The sequence below is a fragment of the Cytophagaceae bacterium genome, assembly GCA_016722655.1.
Taxonomy (GTDB): Bacteria; Bacteroidota; Bacteroidia; order Cytophagales; family Spirosomataceae; genus Leadbetterella.
Genome location: JADKIR010000004.1, coordinates 3075349 through 3095578 on the forward strand (window position 1 = coordinate 3075349; position 20230 = coordinate 3095578).

The window sequence follows — 20230 nt, forward strand, 5'->3', positions numbered from 1 at the left end:
TAAATTGGGGTATTTCGAAAATTTCAATTTTGTTTAATTAATTCAATTCCAGTACCACTGCTTCAAAAGGCTTTAAAGTGCCATCTTTCGCAGCATTGGCATAATTGCCAATCATCACTTTTGCGTTAGAAAGATCCAACCCGGTGTTTGTTTTAGCTGTCTCTTTACTGAAGTTTAACAGCACCAATACCTTTTTGCCATTGGCAGCCTCCCGGGTATAGGCATATACTTTTGTGTTGTCTTTGTCGAGCTCGGTGTATTTTCCATAAACCAATATTTCTTTGTTATCCTTTCTGAGTTTTATCATTTTACGCATAAAATGCAGGATGGAATTCGGGTCCTTTTCGGCAGTTTCTGCATTATTATTTACAAAATCAGGGTTGACTTGCAGCCATGGTTTTCCTTTGGTAAAACCACCATTGGTTTGATTGCTCCACTGCATCGGTGTACGGCTGTTGTCGCGACCCACTTCCTGCTGTCCTTTCAAAAAAGCCTCTGTGTCGCCTCCTGTTTTCTTTAGGTAGTTATAATGATTTATGGTTTCAATATCTTTGTATTGATTCACCGAAGTAAACCTAATATTACTCATGCCGATCTCATCACCCCAATATAAATACGGAGTTGCCCTTTGGGTAAGCATTAATGTATAAAGCATTTTTGAGCTTTCATTTTTATAAACTTTATCATCGCCAAACCTGCTTTGCATACGGCTTTGGTCGTGGGTAGTAAAGTAAACCGTTCCCCAGCCTTTATCCTTAAAAGTACTGTCCCATTTGGTAAATACCGATTTCAGGTCGGGCAAATGTCGGTTGTTTGGATCGGGATATCTTCCGCTATCTTTTCTTTTTCCCCAACCCACATGATCAAAATGGTAAAAGGTCTGAAGTTCCCCACGGTCTTCATCAACATATTTCAGAGCATCCTGCCTTTGCACTCCGGCTCCTTCTCCCACAGTCATGATGTCATATTTACTGAGCACTTCCTGATTCATTTCATGCAAATATTCATGCAATTTGGGGCCATTGGCATAATAGTTTACAAAATTGCCATTGTATTCTTTGGGCAATTCGGGGAAAGTGGTGTCTTTCGAAATAAACGGAATTACATCCATTCTGAAGCCGTCGATACCCTTTTCAAACCAAAACTTCATCAAGTCATAAACTTCCTGCCTTACTTTCTTGTTTTCCCAGTTGAGGTCAGGTTGTTTTCTGCTGAAATAATGCAGATAGTAGGCTTTGGTTGTGCTGTCATATCTCCAGGCATTTCCTTCTTCATCGAAAAAACTCCAACGCTTGGCAGGATTTCCTTTTTCTTCGGGCCACCAATGGAAATAATCGCGGTAAGGATTATCTCTGGAAGACCTGGATTGTTTAAACCAATCGTGTTCGTCGCTGCAGTGATTCACCACCAAATCCATCACCAGTTTTATTCCACGCTCATGCATGCCTTTTAGCAGGGCATCAAAGTCTTCCATGGTTCCCATTTCTTTCATGATATTGCGGTAATCGCTGATATCGTAGCCCATATCATCGTTAGGCGAGGAATAGATAGGATTGAGCCAAACCACGTCTATACCCAGACTTTTGATGTAATCGAGCCGTTGGATTATTCCCTTCAAATCTCCTACACCATCGCCGTCACTGTCCTGAAAACTTCGGGGGTAAATCTGGTAAACCACGGCTTCTTTCCACCATTTTTGGTCGGATTTTTCCTGGTCTTTTTTGGAGTTGCAGGATACTGCAAGAATAAGCATCAAGCTTATAAGTTTGATTATTAACGGTTTCATATTTTAAAGTATTTTATTAATCAAATTTAGCCTTAAACTATTGTTTTTGCGAGAGAAATCGGTGATTCTTAACAAAAGGATATAGAAGTCTTTAGTGATTTGAAGATTGAGGAAATCAATAATTTGATTTGGGCTAAGAAACTAGTCTGTGCATTTAAATAGTCATACTGAAACAAAAAGTCCCCAATTCGGAGACTTTTTGTTTTTTTAAACATTAAGAAAAGTAGTTTTTCAAAACATCCCTAAATGTTTAAACCCCTTTTTCTACCACCTCGGCCGTTTTGGTGTTGTCATCAGAATGCCTGTCTATCAGCTTGTTGATAGGGTCAATTCCGGCTTTTTTTGGTTTTTCTTTTACTATGATGGTAAAAGTGTTGGCCTTTTTGTTCACCTTGTGTTTTTGAAGGTAGAGCAAGTTGGGCTCGCCTTTGATATCTTCACCATACACACCGACATCTATCCAGTCATTGATGGCGATGGGTTTTTCATTACCCGAACTGTCCGCCCTGAATTTCTCGCTGGAGGTAGTAATCTTAACTTCAAAAGTCTTGTTTTTCAAGTCCTTGTATTCCACTTTCTCGGTTTTGTTCTCGAAAAGCGTGATCGACTCAAACATATCGGTGATGATGTTTTTCAGCGAGTCCGGTGTTTGAGCCTTGAAGTAGCCCAATAGATCATTGCTGGTCGGGTAACGCTTGTTTTTAGAATCCGGACCCGGGTACTGCCAGTCTTTGAGGAAGTTTCTCAGTGCCAGATTGACCTTATCTTCCCCGATATAATCCTGTAAAGCAAACATAGCCAGTGAGCCTTTTTGGTAATGGATGTATCCCTGACCTTCCACCATATTGAGCGGCTGTTCTTTTTTTCTTTCGCTTGAGCGGCCTCTCAGATAGCGATCCAGTTCATATTTCAGGAACTTCTGCATCATGGCAGGCTTTATGGCATGCTTCATGACCATCAATGCCGAATACTGGGCCTGGGTCTCAGAAAGCATGGCGTTGCCTTTTACGTTGGCTTCAGCCACCTGATGCCCCCACCACTGATGACCCAGCTCGTGTGCGGTCACATAATAAGGCATGTCGAGGTCTTCTTCGGGGTCGGATATTTTTTGAATAAATCCTATGCCCTCAGAGAAAGGAACCGTATTGGCAAATGATTGTGCAAAATCGGCATACTTCGGAAACTCCATGATCCGCATCTGGCGGTATTGATATGGACTGAAATTCCTGGAGAAGTAATCAAAACTGGATTTCATGCTGGACATCATTTTGTCCAGATTATACTCATGTCCTTTGTTGTAATAAATCTCTAAACTCACTGGCTTACCATCAGGGGCTATCCATTTGTCTTTTTTTACTTCATATTTGGCAGAGACTATAGAGTAGAAATTGCACATCGGTACGTCCATTTTGTAGTGGAAGTACTTCCGGTTTTTCTCTTCCCACGATTTTTGCAAGTATCCCGGAGCGATGGCGGTCTGGTCTTTTTCGGTACCAATTACCATTTCGAAACTGATGTAGTCGGCATCATCCCCAAACAAACTTTGCGATAAGCCAATCGGGTCGTTTTGCTCCATCATTCTTTCTTTTTCCTTGAGCTTGTACTTTCTTCGCGTATCGTCATCGCCTATTTCGTAGCCATTGTTATAGCCGATGGAGGGGAAATAAGTATTATTGAAAAAAGTGCCATTATACACCACATTGGTGTTTGACCCATTAGCCACAAAGCCTTTGGTTTCAAACATCGTTTTGAAGGACATTTTGATGGAATCAGACGGAGCCAATGGTTTGTTCAGTGTATGAATGATATAACCCTGTTTTTCATATTTCCGGTTTTTTTTGGCTCCACCTTCAAACTTCAGATAGGCCAGTTTCATTTTGTGTTCCACATCGTTTTGAATATGGATTTCGGTCATTGGCTTATTGGTTTTGTTTTTGAGCCAATAATATCCTTCAGCAGTAAAATCACGGGTAGAAGGATAAATCTCTACTTTCAGATTTACATCCACAATCTTGGGCTGAGGAAGCTTTTCAAATTTCTTTAGCAATTGCTCATACGTCACCTGTTCTTTTTCTGACTCTTCCCGGGTTTGGTAGGTATTGATTTTGTTGGTATTGTAAAAAACATAACAACCTGTCAGTAAGGTAGAAATTAAGGCGAAGATGCCAAATGTCAATACCGGTTTGGTCAATCTGAGTTTGCCCACTTTTAGACGGGTTTTCATCAAAGACTCCGAACCTCGCACCGACAATACCACCGAAAGCACAAAGAAAACCACCACCATGGATAGCCAGTAGAGTTTTAACCAGGAGAAGGAAGTTACAAAATGCCCAAACTTATTCATGTCAGAATACCCACCCAATCGGCCGCTGCCAAACATAAACAAAGGATGCTGAATGCCCGCAGCTCCCAAGAAGAAGGTAACTAAAAAGAAAACAAACATCATGGCAAAGCCAATGAACTTGTTGTTGGACATCACCTGCACAAAAAACGAGAGTAGCGTGTAAAGCAACACAAAAGACAAGGTGCTGGTAAACATGGATTTGAAGTATAAGGACAGCTCAAAGTTGAAGTATCCATGTGCCGCCTGCACCAACACACCCATCAGTATCAGCAAAAGCATGATACTCAGATTGATGAGCATCATTCCGATGAATTTGGCACTGAGGTTTACCCAGTCTTTTACAGGTGTGGCGTCGATAATCAGATGGATGTTGGAGATACGTTCTTTCCAGATGAGTTCACCCGAATAAAACACGATGATGATTAGGAAAAACATATCGAAGCCATCCAACATACCAATCACATTGGCCGTAATGGGGTAGGAGCTGGTGCCATACATTTTGTCGAAATAAAACGAGTCCACGATGATTTGGACCACACCCACAAACGCGATGGCGATAAACGGTACTTCTCTGATGACCATTCTGAAGTAAAACCTGGCCTGCGTCCACATTTGTGAAAGGCTTGTGGCGAAGCCGGAGAATTGCATTGCCGAAGGTATCTTAACCAACTCCGGTTTTATTTTTTCGCTTACTTCTTCCTTTTTATTTTTTCTTTTGAAAAGCGTATTCCTCACTACATTGAAACTAAAAGAAAAGTAAGTGCCAATCAAAATCAAAAGGGCTATACCACACCACACCAATCTGTTCCAGAGTAAGACTCCCCCAAGTGGTACTATCTGTGAGTTTTTTTGTGCCGGCGTCCAATATTCGGTGTAAATGCTGAATGCCCTCACGCCAAACGGATCGAGCATGGCCGAGAGCGTTTTGTTGTCGATGTCGCTCAACAATGTATCTGACACCTGATAAAGTACAAAAAGGATAATACCCTGGGTGTATATGACAATGGTCGAGCGGCTCAAAGCCCCGGCGGCAAAGAATATCGCTCCCTGAATAAACAAATTGCTGATGCCCCAAACGATAAAAGGCTGGAAATAAGACCAGGCATCGAAGGCCAGCATTTCTTTTTCTTTCCAGGAAGGATCCCAGGGGAGAAATTTACCGATAGAATAGCCCGTCATGAAAGCCAACCAAATAGAGCAATAGATAAGCACCATGATGATAAACGAGCCGAAGAACCTTCCGAATAGGTAGTCGAACTTTGACATGGTGGTGCTGAACATCAGCGATTCGGTCTTGTGTTCAAAATCCCGCAAAACGGCCACGCCCATGATGGCGGAGGCGATAAACGTGAAGAAGAACGTCATGATGATGGTCATGAAAGCCAGATTGTAGGGCGAGTTTTCTTTGATTTGCCCTCCGGCGATGCCGCCAATAGTGACGTATTTGGAAGTTACCGCTGCAAAACAAAGCAGGAATAATATTCCAAAATAGATATAGGTAGCAGGTCGGTTTTTTCGGTAAAAAAACTCAAACCTAATGATTTCTTTTAACATAGTATTTTAAAGATATTTAGGGTTGGTTTTTTTCTATTGCAAAAATATTTTTGAGAAATATACATCCTCCAGATCGGCGTCGATAGGAGAAAAGGTGCCATCGGGGTTCTGGTCGGCCAAAACATTGATGACAGGATTACCGCCAATAAGCTTTTCAGAAATTACTTTGAAGTTGGCTTTATAATCGTTGAGCTCGTCTTTCTTGATGCGTTTGGTCCATACCTTGCCTGCGATGCCACTGAGGGCTTCATCAGGACTACCTTTAAATAGTACCTCGCCTTTGTTAAACACCGCCATGTCGGAGCATAGCTCTTTTACGTCTTCCACGATGTGGGTCGATAAAATCACGACGGTATTTTCGCCTAATTCTGAAAGTAAATTCAAAAATCTGTTTCTCTCGGCTGGGTCGAGGCCGGCGGTAGGTTCGTCCACAATAATCAATTTGGGATGGGCAAGTAATGCCTGAGCAATACCAAAACGCTGCTTCATACCACCGGAATAGCCACCAAGGTTTTTCTTTCTGGCCTCCCATAGGTTGGTTTTTTGCAAAAGAGCTTCTACAATGTTTTTCCTTTCACCAGAATTGGTGATTCCCTTCAAAACCGCAATATGATTGAGGAGGTTTATCGCACTTACTTTCGGATACACCCCAAACTCCTGTGGCAAATAGCCGAGCGTCTTTCTTATTTCGTCTTTTTGGGTGAGTACGTTGATGTCGCCCAGGAATATCTCCCCGGAGTCAGGCTCCTGCAAAGTGGCGATGGTACGCATCAATGAAGATTTACCGGCACCATTGGGTCCCAACAGGCCAAACATCCCCTGATTAATCGTGAGATTCACATCTTTAAGTGCGTGTACGCCGTTGCCATAAGTTTTGTTTAGATTGGAGATCGTTAATTGCATATTTGTAGGGTTAGGGTAAAATGTTATCAATTAGAGTTTTATCTTATCTGAAAATCAAATATAGATACAGGCCTTCCAAAAATAGTTTTTTTTTGATAAAAGGATTTTTTTTGGTTTGGATTCTTTGGGGAATTTTATCCAGTGGGAAAGGGGTCGGGTATGAATTACTATATAAAGTTTCAAATGGATAGCCGGTGAATTTTTAGGGTTTATATTTAAATCCGGGGGATACCTAAAGACAATTTTATTTAAAGATAAAACAACAGATATGTTAAAATAAGTATTTTAAATCCTGAGGTTTATTTAAAGTCTATAATTCGGGTTTCCATCAATTCAAATTCATACCATTGATAAAGGTTTCGACAAAATCAACGATTCTTTTCAAAATTCTGTCACCTACTGATTTGCGATGTAATGCACCCGGCTGGTCTTTTTCCTCCATAAGATTCAATACTTCATCTCTTCTTGGCTCCCGCTCAGAAAACAAATAATCCTCAATGAGTTTCTCGGTTTTTTCAGCAGAAAGATTTTCTTCCTTTATGATTTTGTTGAATTCATTGACCTGTTGCTGATTCCAGTATTTTTCAAAGCTCTCCACTATATCTTCTTCATGGTCGATATCAATGAGATTTTCATTAATAAATTTCTCTATCAACTCCCTTTTACTCCTAAGGGTAACTTCGGTATTGAGTAGATTAAGTATCTCTTTTTCAACGCTATCTTTGTCTTTTTCACCGTTTTGAGCTTTGAGCTTTATCAACAGTTTGATTATATAGGATACATTGATGGTGTCACGGCGGATAAGTTCAAGCTCAAAGTCTATGTCTTCAAGGATAGAGGTTTTTTGTTTGTCGGTTTTATGGGCGATGGTTTCTTTCAGATCCTGGTATTTGCTACTGTAGTCGGCAAACTCCTGCTCAGGTAAGTGGAGATCTTCCCAACTGAATTCGGTAAAGTGTCCCATTTTCTTGTGCAACCTGATCAAGGCTCTGAAAGCCAGAATGAATTTCATCTGATCCTCTTCGGTATATAGTTCATCGACACTCTGTACTGACGCTGCGATGGATTTGAGTTTTTCTACCGACAGATTAAACTGCTCCACATAGCTTTCATAGGGCTCTACAATCACCTCGGCTATGGCCTCTTTGTTACTAAATAAGGTAATGGCCTCGTCGGTTTTTTCTTTAAGATTTCTGAAACATACGATATTGCCCTGGGTTTTGTTTTTGTCCAAAATACGATTGGTACGGCTAAAAGCCTGTATGAGCCCATGGTATTGCAGATTTTTGTCCACATAAAGGGTATTGACAAATTTGCCATCGAAGCCGGTCAAAAACATGTTGGCTACCAACAAGATATCCACTTCGTTGTTTTTGGTCTTTTTGGCTATTTCGTTGTAATAATTATAAAAACTCAGGCTGTCTTTGGAGCTGTGAGCGGTGCCATACATTTTGTTGAAGTCGCCGATGTATTCATCCAGTTTTTCACGCCGGTGCGGTTTAAGACCGTACAGAGCAGCGGGTTCTTCGACTACACTCAGTTCGGTTTTTATTTCGTAGTCCATTTCTTCTTCGTTTTGGGCAAAGCTAAATATGGTAACTACTTTGAGGTCATGCTCGCCGGAAAGTTTTTTGGCTTTAAGTATCTCATAATACTGAATCACACTATCGATGTCCTGCACGCACATCATAGCACAGAACTTCCGGCTCTGGGTTTTCTGTCCGTGGTATTTAATGATATAGTCCGCAATGGCCTCTTTGCGTTCAGGAGCTTCAAAAACCTCTTTTTCGTCGATTTGCTCTACCTTGAGGTCAATGATGTGGTCCTTTTTTCGAAATGTATTGATATATTCTACCGAAAACCGCAACACATTTTCGTCGCGTATGGCATCGGTAATGACGTATTTGTGCAGGCATTCGCCAAATAAACTGGCCGTGGTTTGTTCACCGTTGGCGTTTTCGGCCAGAATGGGGGTGCCTGTAAATCCAAACAGCTGAATGTTGGTAAAATACCCTACGATGTTTTTATGGGTATCGCCAAACTGACTGCGGTGGCATTCGTCAAAGATAAAGACCATCCTGAGGTCTTTAATACCGCTCATTTTTTGCAGGTTACGACCCGAAATGGCATTGTTGAGTTTCTGAATGGTGGTTACGATGATGCGTTCATCGGGATTGTTAAATTTTCGGATGAGGCTTTCGGTGTTATCGGCACTGCTCACACAGCCTTTGCTAAACTTGTCGTATTCCTGATTGGTCTGATAGTCGAGATCCTTGCGGTCAACTACAAAGACCACTTTTTTTATGGCCGGGAATCGGGACAATATCTGGCTGGCTTTGAAACTCGTGAGAGTTTTGCCCGATCCTGTGGTATGCCAGATGTACCCGTTTTTGCTGATGTCATAGCTATGCAAAACTTCGTTTTCGCTTACCTTTTTGATGATGTTTTCGACCGCAAAATATTGATAAGGACGCAGCACCATGAGTTTCTTCTCGGTTTCGTTGAGTACAATATATTTGCTGATCATCTTGCTGATATGGCAAGGCTCCAGAAACACATCGGTGAAGCCATTGAGGATGTTGTTGAGCGGGCGGTTTTCTTCGTCGGTCCAGTGAAAGGTCTGCAGGTATTCCTGCTTGTGGATACCGAAATTGCTGAAGTACTTGGTATTGATGCCGTTGCTGATTACAAAGAGTTGTACAAAGTGAAAAAGCCCTTGCCCGGCTCCGAAACTATGTTTTTGGTATCGGTTGATTTGGTTAAATGCCTCTTTGAGTTCCAGACCCCGGCGTTTTAGCTCGATTTGTACCAGCGGCAGGCCGTTGATGAGCAGGGTTACATCGTAGCGATTGTCGTAAGTACCCGACTGCGATATCTGATGCGTGACCTGATATTGGTTTTGGCACCAATGCTCGGTATTAAAGAATTCAAAATACAGGTTGTCGCCATTATCCCTTACGAGATGTTGCCGTTCACGCAGGATTTTAGCCTTTTCAAATACACTACCTTTACGAAGGGTGTTGATTATCTTTTCAAATTCGGTGACAGTGAAAACTACGTTGTTGTGTTTTTCGAGTTGAGTTTTCAGGTTGGCAATGAGCCCCTTTTCGTCGGCAATGGCGATATGTTGATACCCCAGTTTCCGGAGGTTTTCGATGAGTTGTTGTTCTAATATTTGTTCCGATTGCCGCGACATGTCATTTCATGAATTTATCTGCGTCCCAATTTAATGGATTATTTTGAATATACCGCTTGATATAATAATATGCCCTGTCATCCCATACGATCTGGTCGTGGTAATTGGGTTGAAAAAAATGATTTTTTCGGTTGTATTTGGGGATGTTTAATTGGTATTGGTCAATGTAATCGTCGATGCGGGAATTGACGGCCGATTTAAATCCCGCCAAAAATGACGATATGGATTTGGGTTGTCGCACGGGCATTGAAATATTTAATTTTTCGGGTTTTACGATGGGGTTTATATCGTTTTCGGATTTCCCGATGGAACCATCCCCATCATGACGACATGGGAGAGACGCACGGCCGTGCGTCTCTCCCATGTCGTGGCCGTCCGTTTTACCCATGTCGTGGCCGTCCGTTTTACCCATGTCGTGGCCGTCCGTTTTACCCATGTCGTGGCCGTCCGTTTTATCCATGTCGTGGCCGTCCGTTTTATCCATGTCGTGGCCGTCCGTTTTACCCATGTCGTGGCCGTCCGTTTTATCCATGTCGTGGCCGTCCGTTTTATCCATGTAGTGGCCGTCCGTTTTATCCATGTCGTGGTCGTCCGTTTTATCCATGTCGTGGCCGTCCGTTTTATCCATGTAGTGGCCGTCCGTTTTATCCATGTCGTGGCCGTCCGTATTTACGGAATTGTGATCCCCGATTTCACCCCCGCCCATTTTGATGTCATCATTTTTTTCGATGACCACCAATAAATGCAAATGATTGGGCATGATGACGTATTCGTCCAAAAACAATTCGGCACGGATATCAAACGATTTCAACAATTCGGTTTCGACGATGCGGCCAAAATCCGACAAAGTCATGATGCCGTTTTCGATTTGTCCTAGATTGCATTCACGGTGTTGGGTTACGATGGTCAGGAAATACATACCTTCTGAGGAATAGTCCCAGCCGGGAAGGCGGTGCGAGCCGATGCGGTATTTGTTGCGGTATTTATCCAAGATTGCGGTTGATTTGATTGTAGGTGGTGAGTTCCATTTCGGCGAGTTTGTCTGGGTCACCAAAAAGCGGGTTATTAATAATGTCTTTATAAGTTTCAGGATTATCCAAATCGGTCCAATTGTCCAGAACTTTTTTAAGCTTCTTTTCTTGTATCAGGCGGTCGAGGGGGAAGTGAGGCGGTTCGAAGTCAATAAGTCCAGAACACCAGTGATATTTGAGATACAAATTGAGGAGTTTTTGACAAATTCCGAATTTTAAATATCCTTCATTCAATATCTCAGCGTGTTTTTTTGATTTTTTTCTTAATTCAAGAATATTCCGGATGTGACCATCTTCATCAACTTTTGTTTTGCTGTAATGGCTGTCAATCAGGTTGTCGATAAATTCGAAGATGGTTTTCCTCAGTTCGGCTTTTTCTTTTCAGCTTCGGTTTCTTTTATATTTTTTACAAAATCATTATAAATATTTGCTCTTGCAAACGACGCTGAGAGTGTTAGCATCTTGAATTCATTTCGGAGGAAAAATTCTTTTTCTCTGTCTAATTCGGCCTTACTATTACTTATACTATGATCCGATTCAAACCTATTCTTGAAATAATTTGCCTCTTCTTTATTGGGTGATAATAATCTAAATATCATTCCGTTGATGCTTTGTGTGGGAGTAATTATTGCGTCTTCGTCTATTTTTATATTGTCAAAGTCCGGATTTATTGGAATCTCAAATTCTAATATCCACCATTTCTCAATTTTTATTTTCAGGTTCATTAGTTCCACGAAATCTTGTGTGATGGATTCTGGAACACCATTTATTAGATTTTTGAGTAATTCATGAACAAGGTCATTTCTGGTTTTTCTGAATTTGTGGTAATTCTCATAATCCTTGTCGTCAATAATTTTTTCATTTAAATGCCATTTTAAACAAGCATTTTCTGGTTTTTTATCCAATTCTAAAACCTTCTGATATTCTTCACTATAGATTTCCTTTTCCCCATCAAAACCATTACAAAAAAAAGTTTGAATATTTTCGATTATTAAATCTTTCAGTGACTCATAGTAGCTAATAAATAAGGTAGCCGAAAATAGATTGTCTTTAAATTTTTCAGGATCAAATAGCTCTGGCATTTTCATATCAATATTTATTTACCTCTCAACAAAACATCCCCTGCAACAGCCCCTTTTTCCATTCCAGGGTTTTGTTGAGCTGGGTTTGAATGGCCGCTATTTTGGCATCTATTGCACTAAGGAATTCCGCAATCTTTTCCTGCTCGTGGAGAGAGGGGATAGGAATCGAGATATTTTTTAACCTTAATGGAGATATACCTGAAACTTTTGAACCTTGTGCTTCTTTTTGTATTTGAAGACGAATTATTTTTGATGCAAACAAATAGCCTAAATATCCGGAAAAAAATATATCATTTAGTGGTCGTATTAGGATTGTGTGAAGGCCAGCTAAGAGAATAAAACCATTAAGGTTTACTAATTCTATACATTTTCCAACATCATTTAAATCTTCAGAGGCATCGGCTAATATTAAATCACCAACTTGACAATAGTTTTCTCCTGATATTCTGGAAATTGAAATTTCAGGGTTAACAAATGGAACAGTTTCTTTTTTTAGGTCTAATATTGTTTTAAATTTTGTATGTATATCACCATAGTGAATATTTTTTACTTCACCTGACTCATAATTTAAATTTTCTCTTGAAAAGGAATTAGTTACTTTGAAAGAAGCCACCTCCCCCAATTTCCTCACTTCCCAATCAGGATATGGTTGGCCGGGGGCATCTTTGAAGCGGAGGTTTCCCGAAAATATCCTTTGCATGATACCTTTTTTGTAATCTTCGAGCAAGGCTTTTTTCTTTTTTAAGGCTTGCAGCTTTTCATCTACCACCGTAAGAAACCCGGCAATTTTTTCTTGCTCGGGGAGGGTGGTATATTTAATTTCAAATGTTTTATATTCTTCCGCATTAATACCAGGTTGGCCAGATCGCATTGACATCATTTTAACCCATTTATTGTATTCATCTAAAAGAGTTTGAATAAACACGAAGTATGGATTTGAATTAATAATAGAGAATTTGATTAAGAATCCTGCAAAATATAAATCACCATCTTCTTTTGAATATAAATAAGTTTTACCAACACTTGCACCAGTTCTTGCAAAAACAATATCCCCCTCCTTAAGTCTATATTTATTTTCTATTTTACCATCTGGTGAAGATATTGGATTTGGAACAAATTTTCTTGATGATTCATCTATGTCAGTTATTCTTATATATTTATTAACACCATCATAGACTATTGCAGCCGAATTCATTCCATACGAAATTTCACCAGCTATTTCACCCAATTTCTTTATTTCCCAATTGCCGGAGAATTGGGGGAAGCGTAGGCTGGGGGTATTGGGTTTGTTTATCATGAGAATTTGTCTTCTTTCCAGTTTAAAGGGTTGTTTTCGATATAGGTCTGAATGCGTTCAAAGGAGCCCGCATCACGGATAATATGGTCATGAAATCGGGTTTGCCATTCAAAATCGGCATGGATGGCACGGGCGTATTTCGTCACCGCCGATTTGTAGGATCTAATTATGGTAGATATCGATCCCGATTTGGGTGATATTTCCGCCATTTTTTCATTTTTGATGATTTCGCCATTGGAAATATTTTCATTTCGAATATGGCCGGGATTGGGATTATCCCCGGATGGTAAAATCCTGCCATTTGGAATATTTTCGGATGGAATATTGGCGGGATAGGGATTATCCCCAGATGGAAAAATTCTGCCATTGGGAATATTTTCGGATGGAATATTGGCGGGATATTGATTATCCCCAAATGGAATATCGTGGGGATTTTTATTATCCCCGGATAGAATATTGCAGGGATTGGGATTATCCCCGGATGGTAAAATTCTGCTAGAGACGTTGCACTGCAACGTCTGTACGGCGGAATTTTCATCGGGATTGCCGGCGAAATCGCCATCGGATTGGCCATCGGGATTGCCATTGGGATTGCCATCGGATTGGCCATCGGATTGGCCATCGGGATTTTCATCGGAATTGCCATCGGGATTGCCGGCGAAATCGCCATCGGATTGGCCATCGGGATTTTCATCGGGATTGCCGGCGAAATCGCCATCGGATTGGCCATCAGGATCGCCATCGGATTGGCCATCAGGATTGCCATCGGATTGGCCATCGGGATTGCCGGCGGAATTTTCATCGGGATTGTCGGCGAAATCGCCATTGGATTGGCCATCGGGATTGCCGGCGGAATTTTCATCGGGATTGCCATCGGGATTTTCATCGGGATTTTCATCGGGATTGCCATCGGATTGGCCATCGGATTGGCTATCGGGGGAAAATCCATTGCCGGCGGGATTGCCATTGGGGGATAATCCATTGCTATCGGGATTGCCATCGGGATTTTCATCGGGATTGCCATCGGAATCCCCATCGGGTGATTCATCGCCAGATAAAATATCATTGCCGGCCGATTTTTTGATTATCAATATGCCATGGGTATGATTGGGCATAATCACAAAATTCCCCAATTCCACATCAGGGAAATGATCCGGGATTTCGGCCCAATATTTTTCGGCCAATATTCCTATTTCATTTAATTGCATTTTGCCTTCGGCTATTTCCCCAAAGAAATGTTCCCGGTTATGGGTGCAGATGGTGATAAAATACGCACCCTCAGAGGCGTAATCATAGCCCCGTAATCGGGCTGAGGGTATGCGATATTTATTTTTGTATTTATCCATCTATCACCTGTTTTTCTAATCTTCAATATTGTTTCCTCAAAACGGTGCCGATATGCCCAATTCCCTGCAATAGGCGGCTATGGCGGTGTCGGTTTCCTCCATGCTGCTGTCGAGGGCTTTGATTTCGGCGGCTATGGCCTCTATGTCAATCTGTTCTTCAGCCTCAAAGGTATCTACATAGCGGGGGATGTTGAGGTTATAGTCGTTTTGGGCTATCTCTTCCAGCGTGGCCTTTTTGCTGTATTTTTCGCTTTCATGGCGGTGGCGGTAGGTGTCAATGATGGCCTCAATGTGTTCCTGCCGCAGCATATTTTGGGTTTTTACCTTTTCAAATCCGTTGCTGGCATCGATAAACAGCACATCGCCGGGGTTTTCGCGGCATTTTTTATATACCATGATACAGGTAGGTATGCTTGTGCCATAGAATATATTGGCGGGCAGACCGATCACGGCATCGAGGTAGTTTTTGGTTTCGATCAGATACCGCCTGATGTGTTGCTCGGCACCGCCTCTAAACAATGCACCGTGTGGCAGTACGATGGCCATGGTGGCGTTTTCGGCCAGATGGTGAATCATGTGCTGCACAAATGCGAAGTCGGCCTTGCTGCCCGGAGCCAGCTTGCCGTATTGGCTAAAGCGGTCGTCGCTGCTAAAAAGGGCCTTGGCACTCCATTGAGCCGAGAAAGGCGGGTTGGCTACTATAGCCTCAAACTCCATGCCCATGTGCTGGGGATGCTCAAGCGTGTCGTCTTGTTTGATGTCAAACTTGCGGTAATGTACCCCGTGCAATATCATGTTCATGCGGGCCAGATTGTAGGTGGTGCGGTTCATCTCCTGTCCATAAAACATGGCCACGTCGTTGACCTCGCGGGCTACCCGCAGTAGGAGAGAGCCTGAGCCACAAGTGGGGTCATATACGCTTTTGAGCTTGTGCTTGCCGGTGGTCACCAGCTTGGCAAGTATCTTACTCACCTCCTGAGGGGTATAAAACTCCCCGGCTTTTTTGCCTGCCCCACTCGCAAACTGCCCGATCAGATATTCGTAGGCATCGCCCAGTACGTCGAGCTCGGTGTTTTCGAGTTTGAAGTCAATCTTATCGAGGTGGCTCAATACCCTGGCGATGATGGCATTGCGTGCCTCCGGGGTTTTGCCCAGCTTGGTGCTGTTGAGGTCCATGTCTTCGAAGAGGTTGTCAAAGTCTTCTTCTGACTCGGTGCCCATGGTGCTGAGCTGTATGTTGATCAGTATTTTCTGGAGGTCTTCGAGTATAAAGTTGGTTTTGGCTTCTTCGAAGAGGGTCTCGTCTTCGTTGTCGCCCATGCCTCTGATGGCCACTTCACTAAATAGCTCCTCGGGCCGAAGGAAGTAGCCGAGTTTTTCGAGGGCTTCTTCTTTGATGGCCTCCAGATAATCGGCGGCTTGAGGCAGCTTGGGGCCGATGTCACGAAAGCGAATTTTGTCTTGCCTCAGTATTTCGTTGGCAAAGATTTCCATTTTCTCGCTCAGATATTTATAAAAAATAAACCCCAGGATATAATCTCTAAACTCGTCGGCGTTCATTTTGCCCCGGAGGGTATTGGCGATGTTCCAGAGTTGTAGTTCGAGTTGACGTTTTTGATTTTCAGACATGGGTTATTGGCTGGAAGGTTTTTTTGCAAAGATAATTAGATTTTTATTGTGTAAAATTTATAGTTTTTAGTGTTGGGTATTTTAAGCAACTGGGATAAATATAATCCCAGTTGCTTGAATAGTTAATTATTTACCAAATTTTCATATAGTTGTTTGGCTTTTGCAAGTTCGCCTTTAAGCTTTTCCTCAAATTCTTGATCAGAAATTCCAAATTTCTCTTTCATCAGAGAGAGTATTGTATTATTCATGGCAAAATTGAGTACTTCGAATTTTACACTTACTACAGTACTGGTTCGAAAAGGTGGGCTTTTTAAGAATTCATCTACTGTCTTCATAATAATTATTGTTTGTTTTTGTTTGAAAAATATCTGTTTAATATAAAAAAAGAATTTTTAGAGAATTTGAAAGATTTGGCTTTTGGTATAATATAAAACCAATAAAATAGGAGGTACAATGATTAAAAGATAATAGAAAAAGCTATTGTAAAAAAAGTGAATTGAATTCCAATAAAATTTTTCAAATTTGGTAATATTATCAAAATAATCTTTTTTTTCAAGCATAAATAGCTTGTAATCAATATCTTCGTGGTTTGGGTATTTCATTAGGATATCTGTATATTTCCTGTCAATTTCCTCACAAAATGAGGTAATTTCTTCAGTTGAATTTTCATCAAAAACCAAAGTTTTCTTGATTCTTAACTGGTTATATAAATGACTAATTTCAAGTGCACATGTGTGGTACAAATGGGCATTTAATTTATAATCTTTCATACCTTCAAGAAGAGAAAAGATTAATACAAGGATAGAACCCGCTAAACTTCCAAAGTTTATGATATGGTCTTCAAATAATGGATGAGTTTTGTTCTGATATACACCTACTAGACCAAAAATTATCAGATAAGCAGTTAAAAAGGCCAAAGAAGATACTGACTTGTTATTTTTTGAAATTAACCTGCTATGTGCTTTAAATCTTGCCCCTTTAGTTGACCACAATTTATAGCTTAACTCTTCAAAAAAAGTCTTATTAAGATGGCTTAGATGCTTTGGGAATATTCTTTTCTCGTTTTCCATTTACTCTGTAATTTCTTTTAAATGTTCAAAAAACATTACCATTGCTAGCGTATCCAATTCGCAATATTTTAAAAGTGCTTTTTTTATGTTATCAAATTCAAGCGATGGCATATCCATATACTGCATTTTCGAAAATGCTATCAAAGCAGCCCCTCCATCTTTTATTTCATCTTGATCTCCGACAAATTCATCAAGAATTTCATTGTCATATTCCGGATGCACGGGCTCTAGTTGCTTATAAGGATCATCCAGGTTTTCGTTTAACCAGATTTTGTTGTTATCAAAATTTAGGCTACTAACATTAATTTGAGAGATAGGTTTACTGTATTTTTTTTGGAGGAAATGACTAGTTAAAATACTTGCAGGCAGGTAATCTTTTAAAGAATTTGAACCTTTTGTCAAGGGATTATAATAATATTTGGTAAGCCAGACCCAAAGGTCAACCATATTTCTCTTACCTATATGGACGTATTTTTCTTTGACTTTTTGTTGAGTGATACTTAGGATAAATTCTATTAATTCATATTTATCTTTTTCTGAAGATTCCTCTAATTGAATTCTTATTTTATTTAAAATTGAATTTTCATGGTTATGAAACCTGAAAATTGTACCATCATCTTTTGAAAGTGCCGTTTTAAGCTTTCTTACAAAATCGAAATTTGGAAATACTCCTTTTTCTATATTTATGTACTGATCTTCGTGTTTAATAGTACCATCAGGATACATAACATGGTGTGAAAATTGAAAAGCAATGGCTTCATAAGGTTTCCTACCTACATAAAATGGAAGTGCGACTGTTGCTGTTTCAAAGTCAATGAAGTGAAGTGGGTATTTTATTGTTGAAATTTCATTCTTCAACCCTTCTTTCTCAAAATCCGGTGTTGAATCCACATTATTTTCTTTTTCAATTTGAATCCATTGCCTAATAGAGGTTTTTGAGAGCTTATCTGTTTTTATTACATCAGAAATTATTATGTCTTTCTTGAATAATTTACCTTTCTCTACTAACTTTAGTAAATGTCCGTTGTTGATATCAAAAATATTAGGTTTTGAAAAATCATTTTCTTTCCAATTGCATAATACCGAAAAACAATTCTCAAAACCAGAATCTAAATTTTTTATTTTATCCTCATTTGTTGTCTTAAATTCACATTTTTTGCAGGCAGAATAATTTATAGGCCAATTACTGATAATATCTTTTTCATAGTTTTCTCTGAGTAATCCTAAACATTCATCAAAGGTTTTAGTTTCTAAAGTTTGAAATTTGCCTGATAAAATTCCTTGAACAGCTACATTTACATTTTCAGGTTCAACAAGGACAGAGTTTCCCATTTTTGATATATCGGCTTCTAATTTAATAATTTCTGCCCTTGCATCGGTTCCTTTTTTGATTCGAAACATCTGATTCATTCCATTTATTGAAGCAGTTTTTGTTTTGTCAACAAAAACAAATTGTGGAATTACTTCAAATTCTGGAAAACACTTCTGAACAACATAAGTTTGAAAAGCCAAATCCCATAAATAATCTTTATATTTGGCATTTATTCCGCCATTTTTACCAATAAGCGAATCTTCTTTCCCCCAGGATTTAGCCTTCACTTCTTTTAGGTAAATTCTATTGCCTTTTTTAACCAGAATGTCTGTTCTAATGAATAAATTTTCAAATTGAAAAGCTGCTTCATAAATAATGACATTTTCTAGTTCTAATAATTTTGATGTTTTTTCATGATATAATTCGTATTCATAATTTGAATAATCAGATTCTATCATTATACCTCCCGGGTAGTGCATTCGGGCATATTCTTCTACTTGAAAGCCTCCCTCGGCAAGGGCTAAAAGAAATGGATCTTCAGATTTCTGATTAGCATAATTTTGTTTTCCTATATAAAATAATTTGTTGGGGCATTCCAGTCCCAGTTTAAATTTTGATTTTGTTAATAGTCTTTTCATAATTTGTTTTAAATTCTAATTTTTTAGTAAATTCAACCACCCCGTACCCTCTATAAATCAACTTTATAAAGGGACTGGGGGTGGTCTGTACGTTTTTACAAGGCCTTTTTAGGCGGGCTGAGCCTGGGTGTCTTTCTGGGTGACTTTGGCCGGCTTATCCGACACCTTAAATCCCCAGTCGCCTAACCGCTTGGGGTTAGACCTAAACACGCCCAACAGCAGGTCGCGGCTGGCCTTCACGTTTTCGATGATGGGCCCCAGCAGCTTGTCACGCTCGCGGTATGACAATTCCATTTGTCGTCTCAGCTCTTCGGCACGTAAGTGATGCCCCAGGCAGGTATCTACCTGAGTTTTGACCTCGATCCAGTTTACATCCTGAAGGGCGTTTAAAACCGAAGCCTGGGCGTCAGCGTTGTGCTTGGTGATCACCAACTGAGCCTGTTCCAATACCTCCTGCACATTTCTGGAGATCTTAATTTTGACTTTCGCCATGATTCTTAATAATTTTTAAGTACAACATAAATCCACTTGATAATCGGTGGCATGGGCTTATGGCAGTTTTTCAGGTTTACAGGCATCCCTCGCGATGGGCTGCACCTTATCCTTTATATTTCCTGCATTTCAGGCTCATGTTTTCGTTTATCCGGGGGTATTGGGCATCCTTTTTAAGCTTAGCGTGTGTTTTACCACACTTCTGGCTTAAAATACATCGACCACGATTATCACGACAATGGCGTTTTCATTATCAAATTCGCCGTTTTCAATGTTGACAACGCCGATGTCAATGTAAACATCGCCTCCGTCATGATTGACATCGCCAATGTCGTTGTTAACATCGCCTCTGACATGTTTGACATCGCCAATGTCGTTGAAAACATCGCCAATGTTGCGTTTGAATTCGTCGATTTCAATCTTGTAATCGCCGATGTTGAAATAAACATTGCCAATGTTGAGATGATTTTTGCCTCATTTGCTCTTCGTGCTGCAGGCTGAAGATTACCGGGAGGCTCCCGCCGGATAGACTACACCTCAAATCATTACA

Annotated in this window: 15 protein-coding genes; 1 reads left to right on the top strand and 14 read right to left on the bottom strand. The window is 40.4% G+C overall.

Annotated elements, in window-relative coordinates; genetic code table 11:
* Positions 1-37: 37 nt before the first annotated feature.
* The 14 genes from IPP61_13935 to IPP61_14000 form a co-directional block, all read right to left on the bottom strand.
* The gene (locus IPP61_13935; protein MBL0326259.1) at positions 38-1786 is read right to left on the bottom strand and encodes an alpha-glucosidase; all 1749 of its coding nucleotides are present in this window, start codon (positions 1784-1786) and stop codon (positions 38-40) included.
* A 250-nt stretch (positions 1787-2036) separates the two neighbouring features.
* Entirely contained in the window at positions 2037-5684 is a 3648-nt protein-coding gene (locus IPP61_13940; protein MBL0326260.1) for an aminopeptidase, read from the bottom strand.
* Between the two features lie 33 nt (positions 5685-5717).
* The gene (locus IPP61_13945; GenBank protein MBL0326261.1) at positions 5718-6587 is read right to left on the bottom strand and encodes an ABC transporter ATP-binding protein; all 870 of its coding nucleotides are present in this window, start codon (positions 6585-6587) and stop codon (positions 5718-5720) included.
* A gap of 328 nt (positions 6588-6915) precedes the next feature.
* Positions 6916-9783, bottom strand: a complete 2868-nt coding sequence (locus IPP61_13950; GenBank protein MBL0326262.1) for a type I restriction endonuclease subunit R — start codon at positions 9781-9783, stop codon at positions 6916-6918.
* 1 nt (position 9784) lies between these two features.
* Positions 9785-10774, bottom strand: coding sequence for a hypothetical protein (locus IPP61_13955; protein MBL0326263.1), 990 nt, complete (start codon positions 10772-10774; stop codon positions 9785-9787).
* Positions 10767-11000: a hypothetical protein gene (locus IPP61_13960; protein MBL0326264.1), complete on the bottom strand. Its 234-nt coding sequence runs from the start codon at positions 10998-11000 to the stop codon at positions 10767-10769. The genes IPP61_13955 and IPP61_13960 overlap by 8 nt, the downstream gene beginning before the upstream one ends.
* A gap of 176 nt (positions 11001-11176) precedes the next feature.
* Positions 11177-11896: a hypothetical protein gene (locus tag IPP61_13965; protein MBL0326265.1), complete on the bottom strand. Its 720-nt coding sequence runs from the start codon at positions 11894-11896 to the stop codon at positions 11177-11179.
* A gap of 25 nt (positions 11897-11921) precedes the next feature.
* Entirely contained in the window at positions 11922-13193 is a 1272-nt protein-coding gene (locus IPP61_13970) for a restriction endonuclease subunit S (GenBank protein MBL0326266.1), read from the bottom strand.
* Positions 13190-14539: a hypothetical protein gene (locus tag IPP61_13975; protein MBL0326267.1), complete on the bottom strand. Its 1350-nt coding sequence runs from the start codon at positions 14537-14539 to the stop codon at positions 13190-13192. Before IPP61_13975 ends, IPP61_13970 begins: the two co-directional genes overlap by 4 nt.
* Before the next feature lie 36 nt (positions 14540-14575).
* Positions 14576-16168 carry a type I restriction-modification system subunit M gene (locus tag IPP61_13980; GenBank protein MBL0326268.1) on the bottom strand — a complete coding sequence of 531 codons (1593 nt, stop codon included), beginning with the start codon at positions 16166-16168 and terminating at the stop codon, positions 14576-14578.
* A gap of 122 nt (positions 16169-16290) precedes the next feature.
* On the bottom strand, positions 16291-16503 hold the full coding sequence (locus tag IPP61_13985) for a hypothetical protein (protein ID MBL0326269.1): 213 nt from the start codon (positions 16501-16503) through the stop codon (positions 16291-16293).
* A 57-nt stretch (positions 16504-16560) separates the two neighbouring features.
* Complete coding sequence (locus IPP61_13990) at positions 16561-17238, bottom strand: SLATT domain-containing protein (protein MBL0326270.1); 678 nt, start codon at positions 17236-17238, stop codon at positions 16561-16563.
* Positions 17239-19188: a DUF2779 domain-containing protein gene (locus IPP61_13995; GenBank protein MBL0326271.1), complete on the bottom strand. Its 1950-nt coding sequence runs from the start codon at positions 19186-19188 to the stop codon at positions 17239-17241. It lies immediately after the preceding gene.
* A gap of 108 nt (positions 19189-19296) precedes the next feature.
* Entirely contained in the window at positions 19297-19680 is a 384-nt protein-coding gene (locus IPP61_14000; GenBank protein MBL0326272.1) for a hypothetical protein, read from the bottom strand.
* A 354-nt stretch (positions 19681-20034) separates the two neighbouring features.
* On the opposite strand from IPP61_14000, the gene IPP61_14005 reads away from it, so the two are divergent.
* Positions 20035-20181: a hypothetical protein gene (locus tag IPP61_14005; protein MBL0326273.1), complete on the top strand. Its 147-nt coding sequence runs from the start codon at positions 20035-20037 to the stop codon at positions 20179-20181.
* Positions 20182-20230: the final 49 nt, after the last annotated feature.

Coding starts and splice junctions, on each gene's coding strand:
- IPP61_13935 (MBL0326259.1), bottom strand. CDS start 1,786: ATGAAACCGTTAATAATCAAACTTATAAGCTTGATGCTTATTCTTGCA.
- IPP61_13940 (MBL0326260.1), bottom strand. CDS start 5,684: ATGTTAAAAGAAATCATTAGGTTTGAGTTTTTTTACCGAAAAAACCGA.
- IPP61_13945 (MBL0326261.1), bottom strand. CDS start 6,587: ATGCAATTAACGATCTCCAATCTAAACAAAACTTATGGCAACGGCGTA.
- IPP61_13950 (MBL0326262.1), bottom strand. CDS start 9,783: ATGTCGCGGCAATCGGAACAAATATTAGAACAACAACTCATCGAAAAC.
- IPP61_13965 (MBL0326265.1), bottom strand. CDS start 11,896: ATGCCAGAGCTATTTGATCCTGAAAAATTTAAAGACAATCTATTTTCG.
- IPP61_13970 (MBL0326266.1), bottom strand. CDS start 13,193: ATGATAAACAAACCCAATACCCCCAGCCTACGCTTCCCCCAATTCTCC.
- IPP61_13975 (MBL0326267.1), bottom strand. CDS start 14,539: ATGGATAAATACAAAAATAAATATCGCATACCCTCAGCCCGATTACGG.
- IPP61_13980 (MBL0326268.1), bottom strand. CDS start 16,168: ATGTCTGAAAATCAAAAACGTCAACTCGAACTACAACTCTGGAACATC.
- IPP61_13985 (MBL0326269.1), bottom strand. CDS start 16,503: ATGAAGACAGTAGATGAATTCTTAAAAAGCCCACCTTTTCGAACCAGT.
- IPP61_13990 (MBL0326270.1), bottom strand. CDS start 17,238: ATGGAAAACGAGAAAAGAATATTCCCAAAGCATCTAAGCCATCTTAAT.
- IPP61_13995 (MBL0326271.1), bottom strand. CDS start 19,188: ATGAAAAGACTATTAACAAAATCAAAATTTAAACTGGGACTGGAATGC.
- IPP61_14000 (MBL0326272.1), bottom strand. CDS start 19,680: ATGGCGAAAGTCAAAATTAAGATCTCCAGAAATGTGCAGGAGGTATTG.
- IPP61_14005 (MBL0326273.1), top strand. CDS start 20,035: ATGTTTGACATCGCCAATGTCGTTGAAAACATCGCCAATGTTGCGTTT.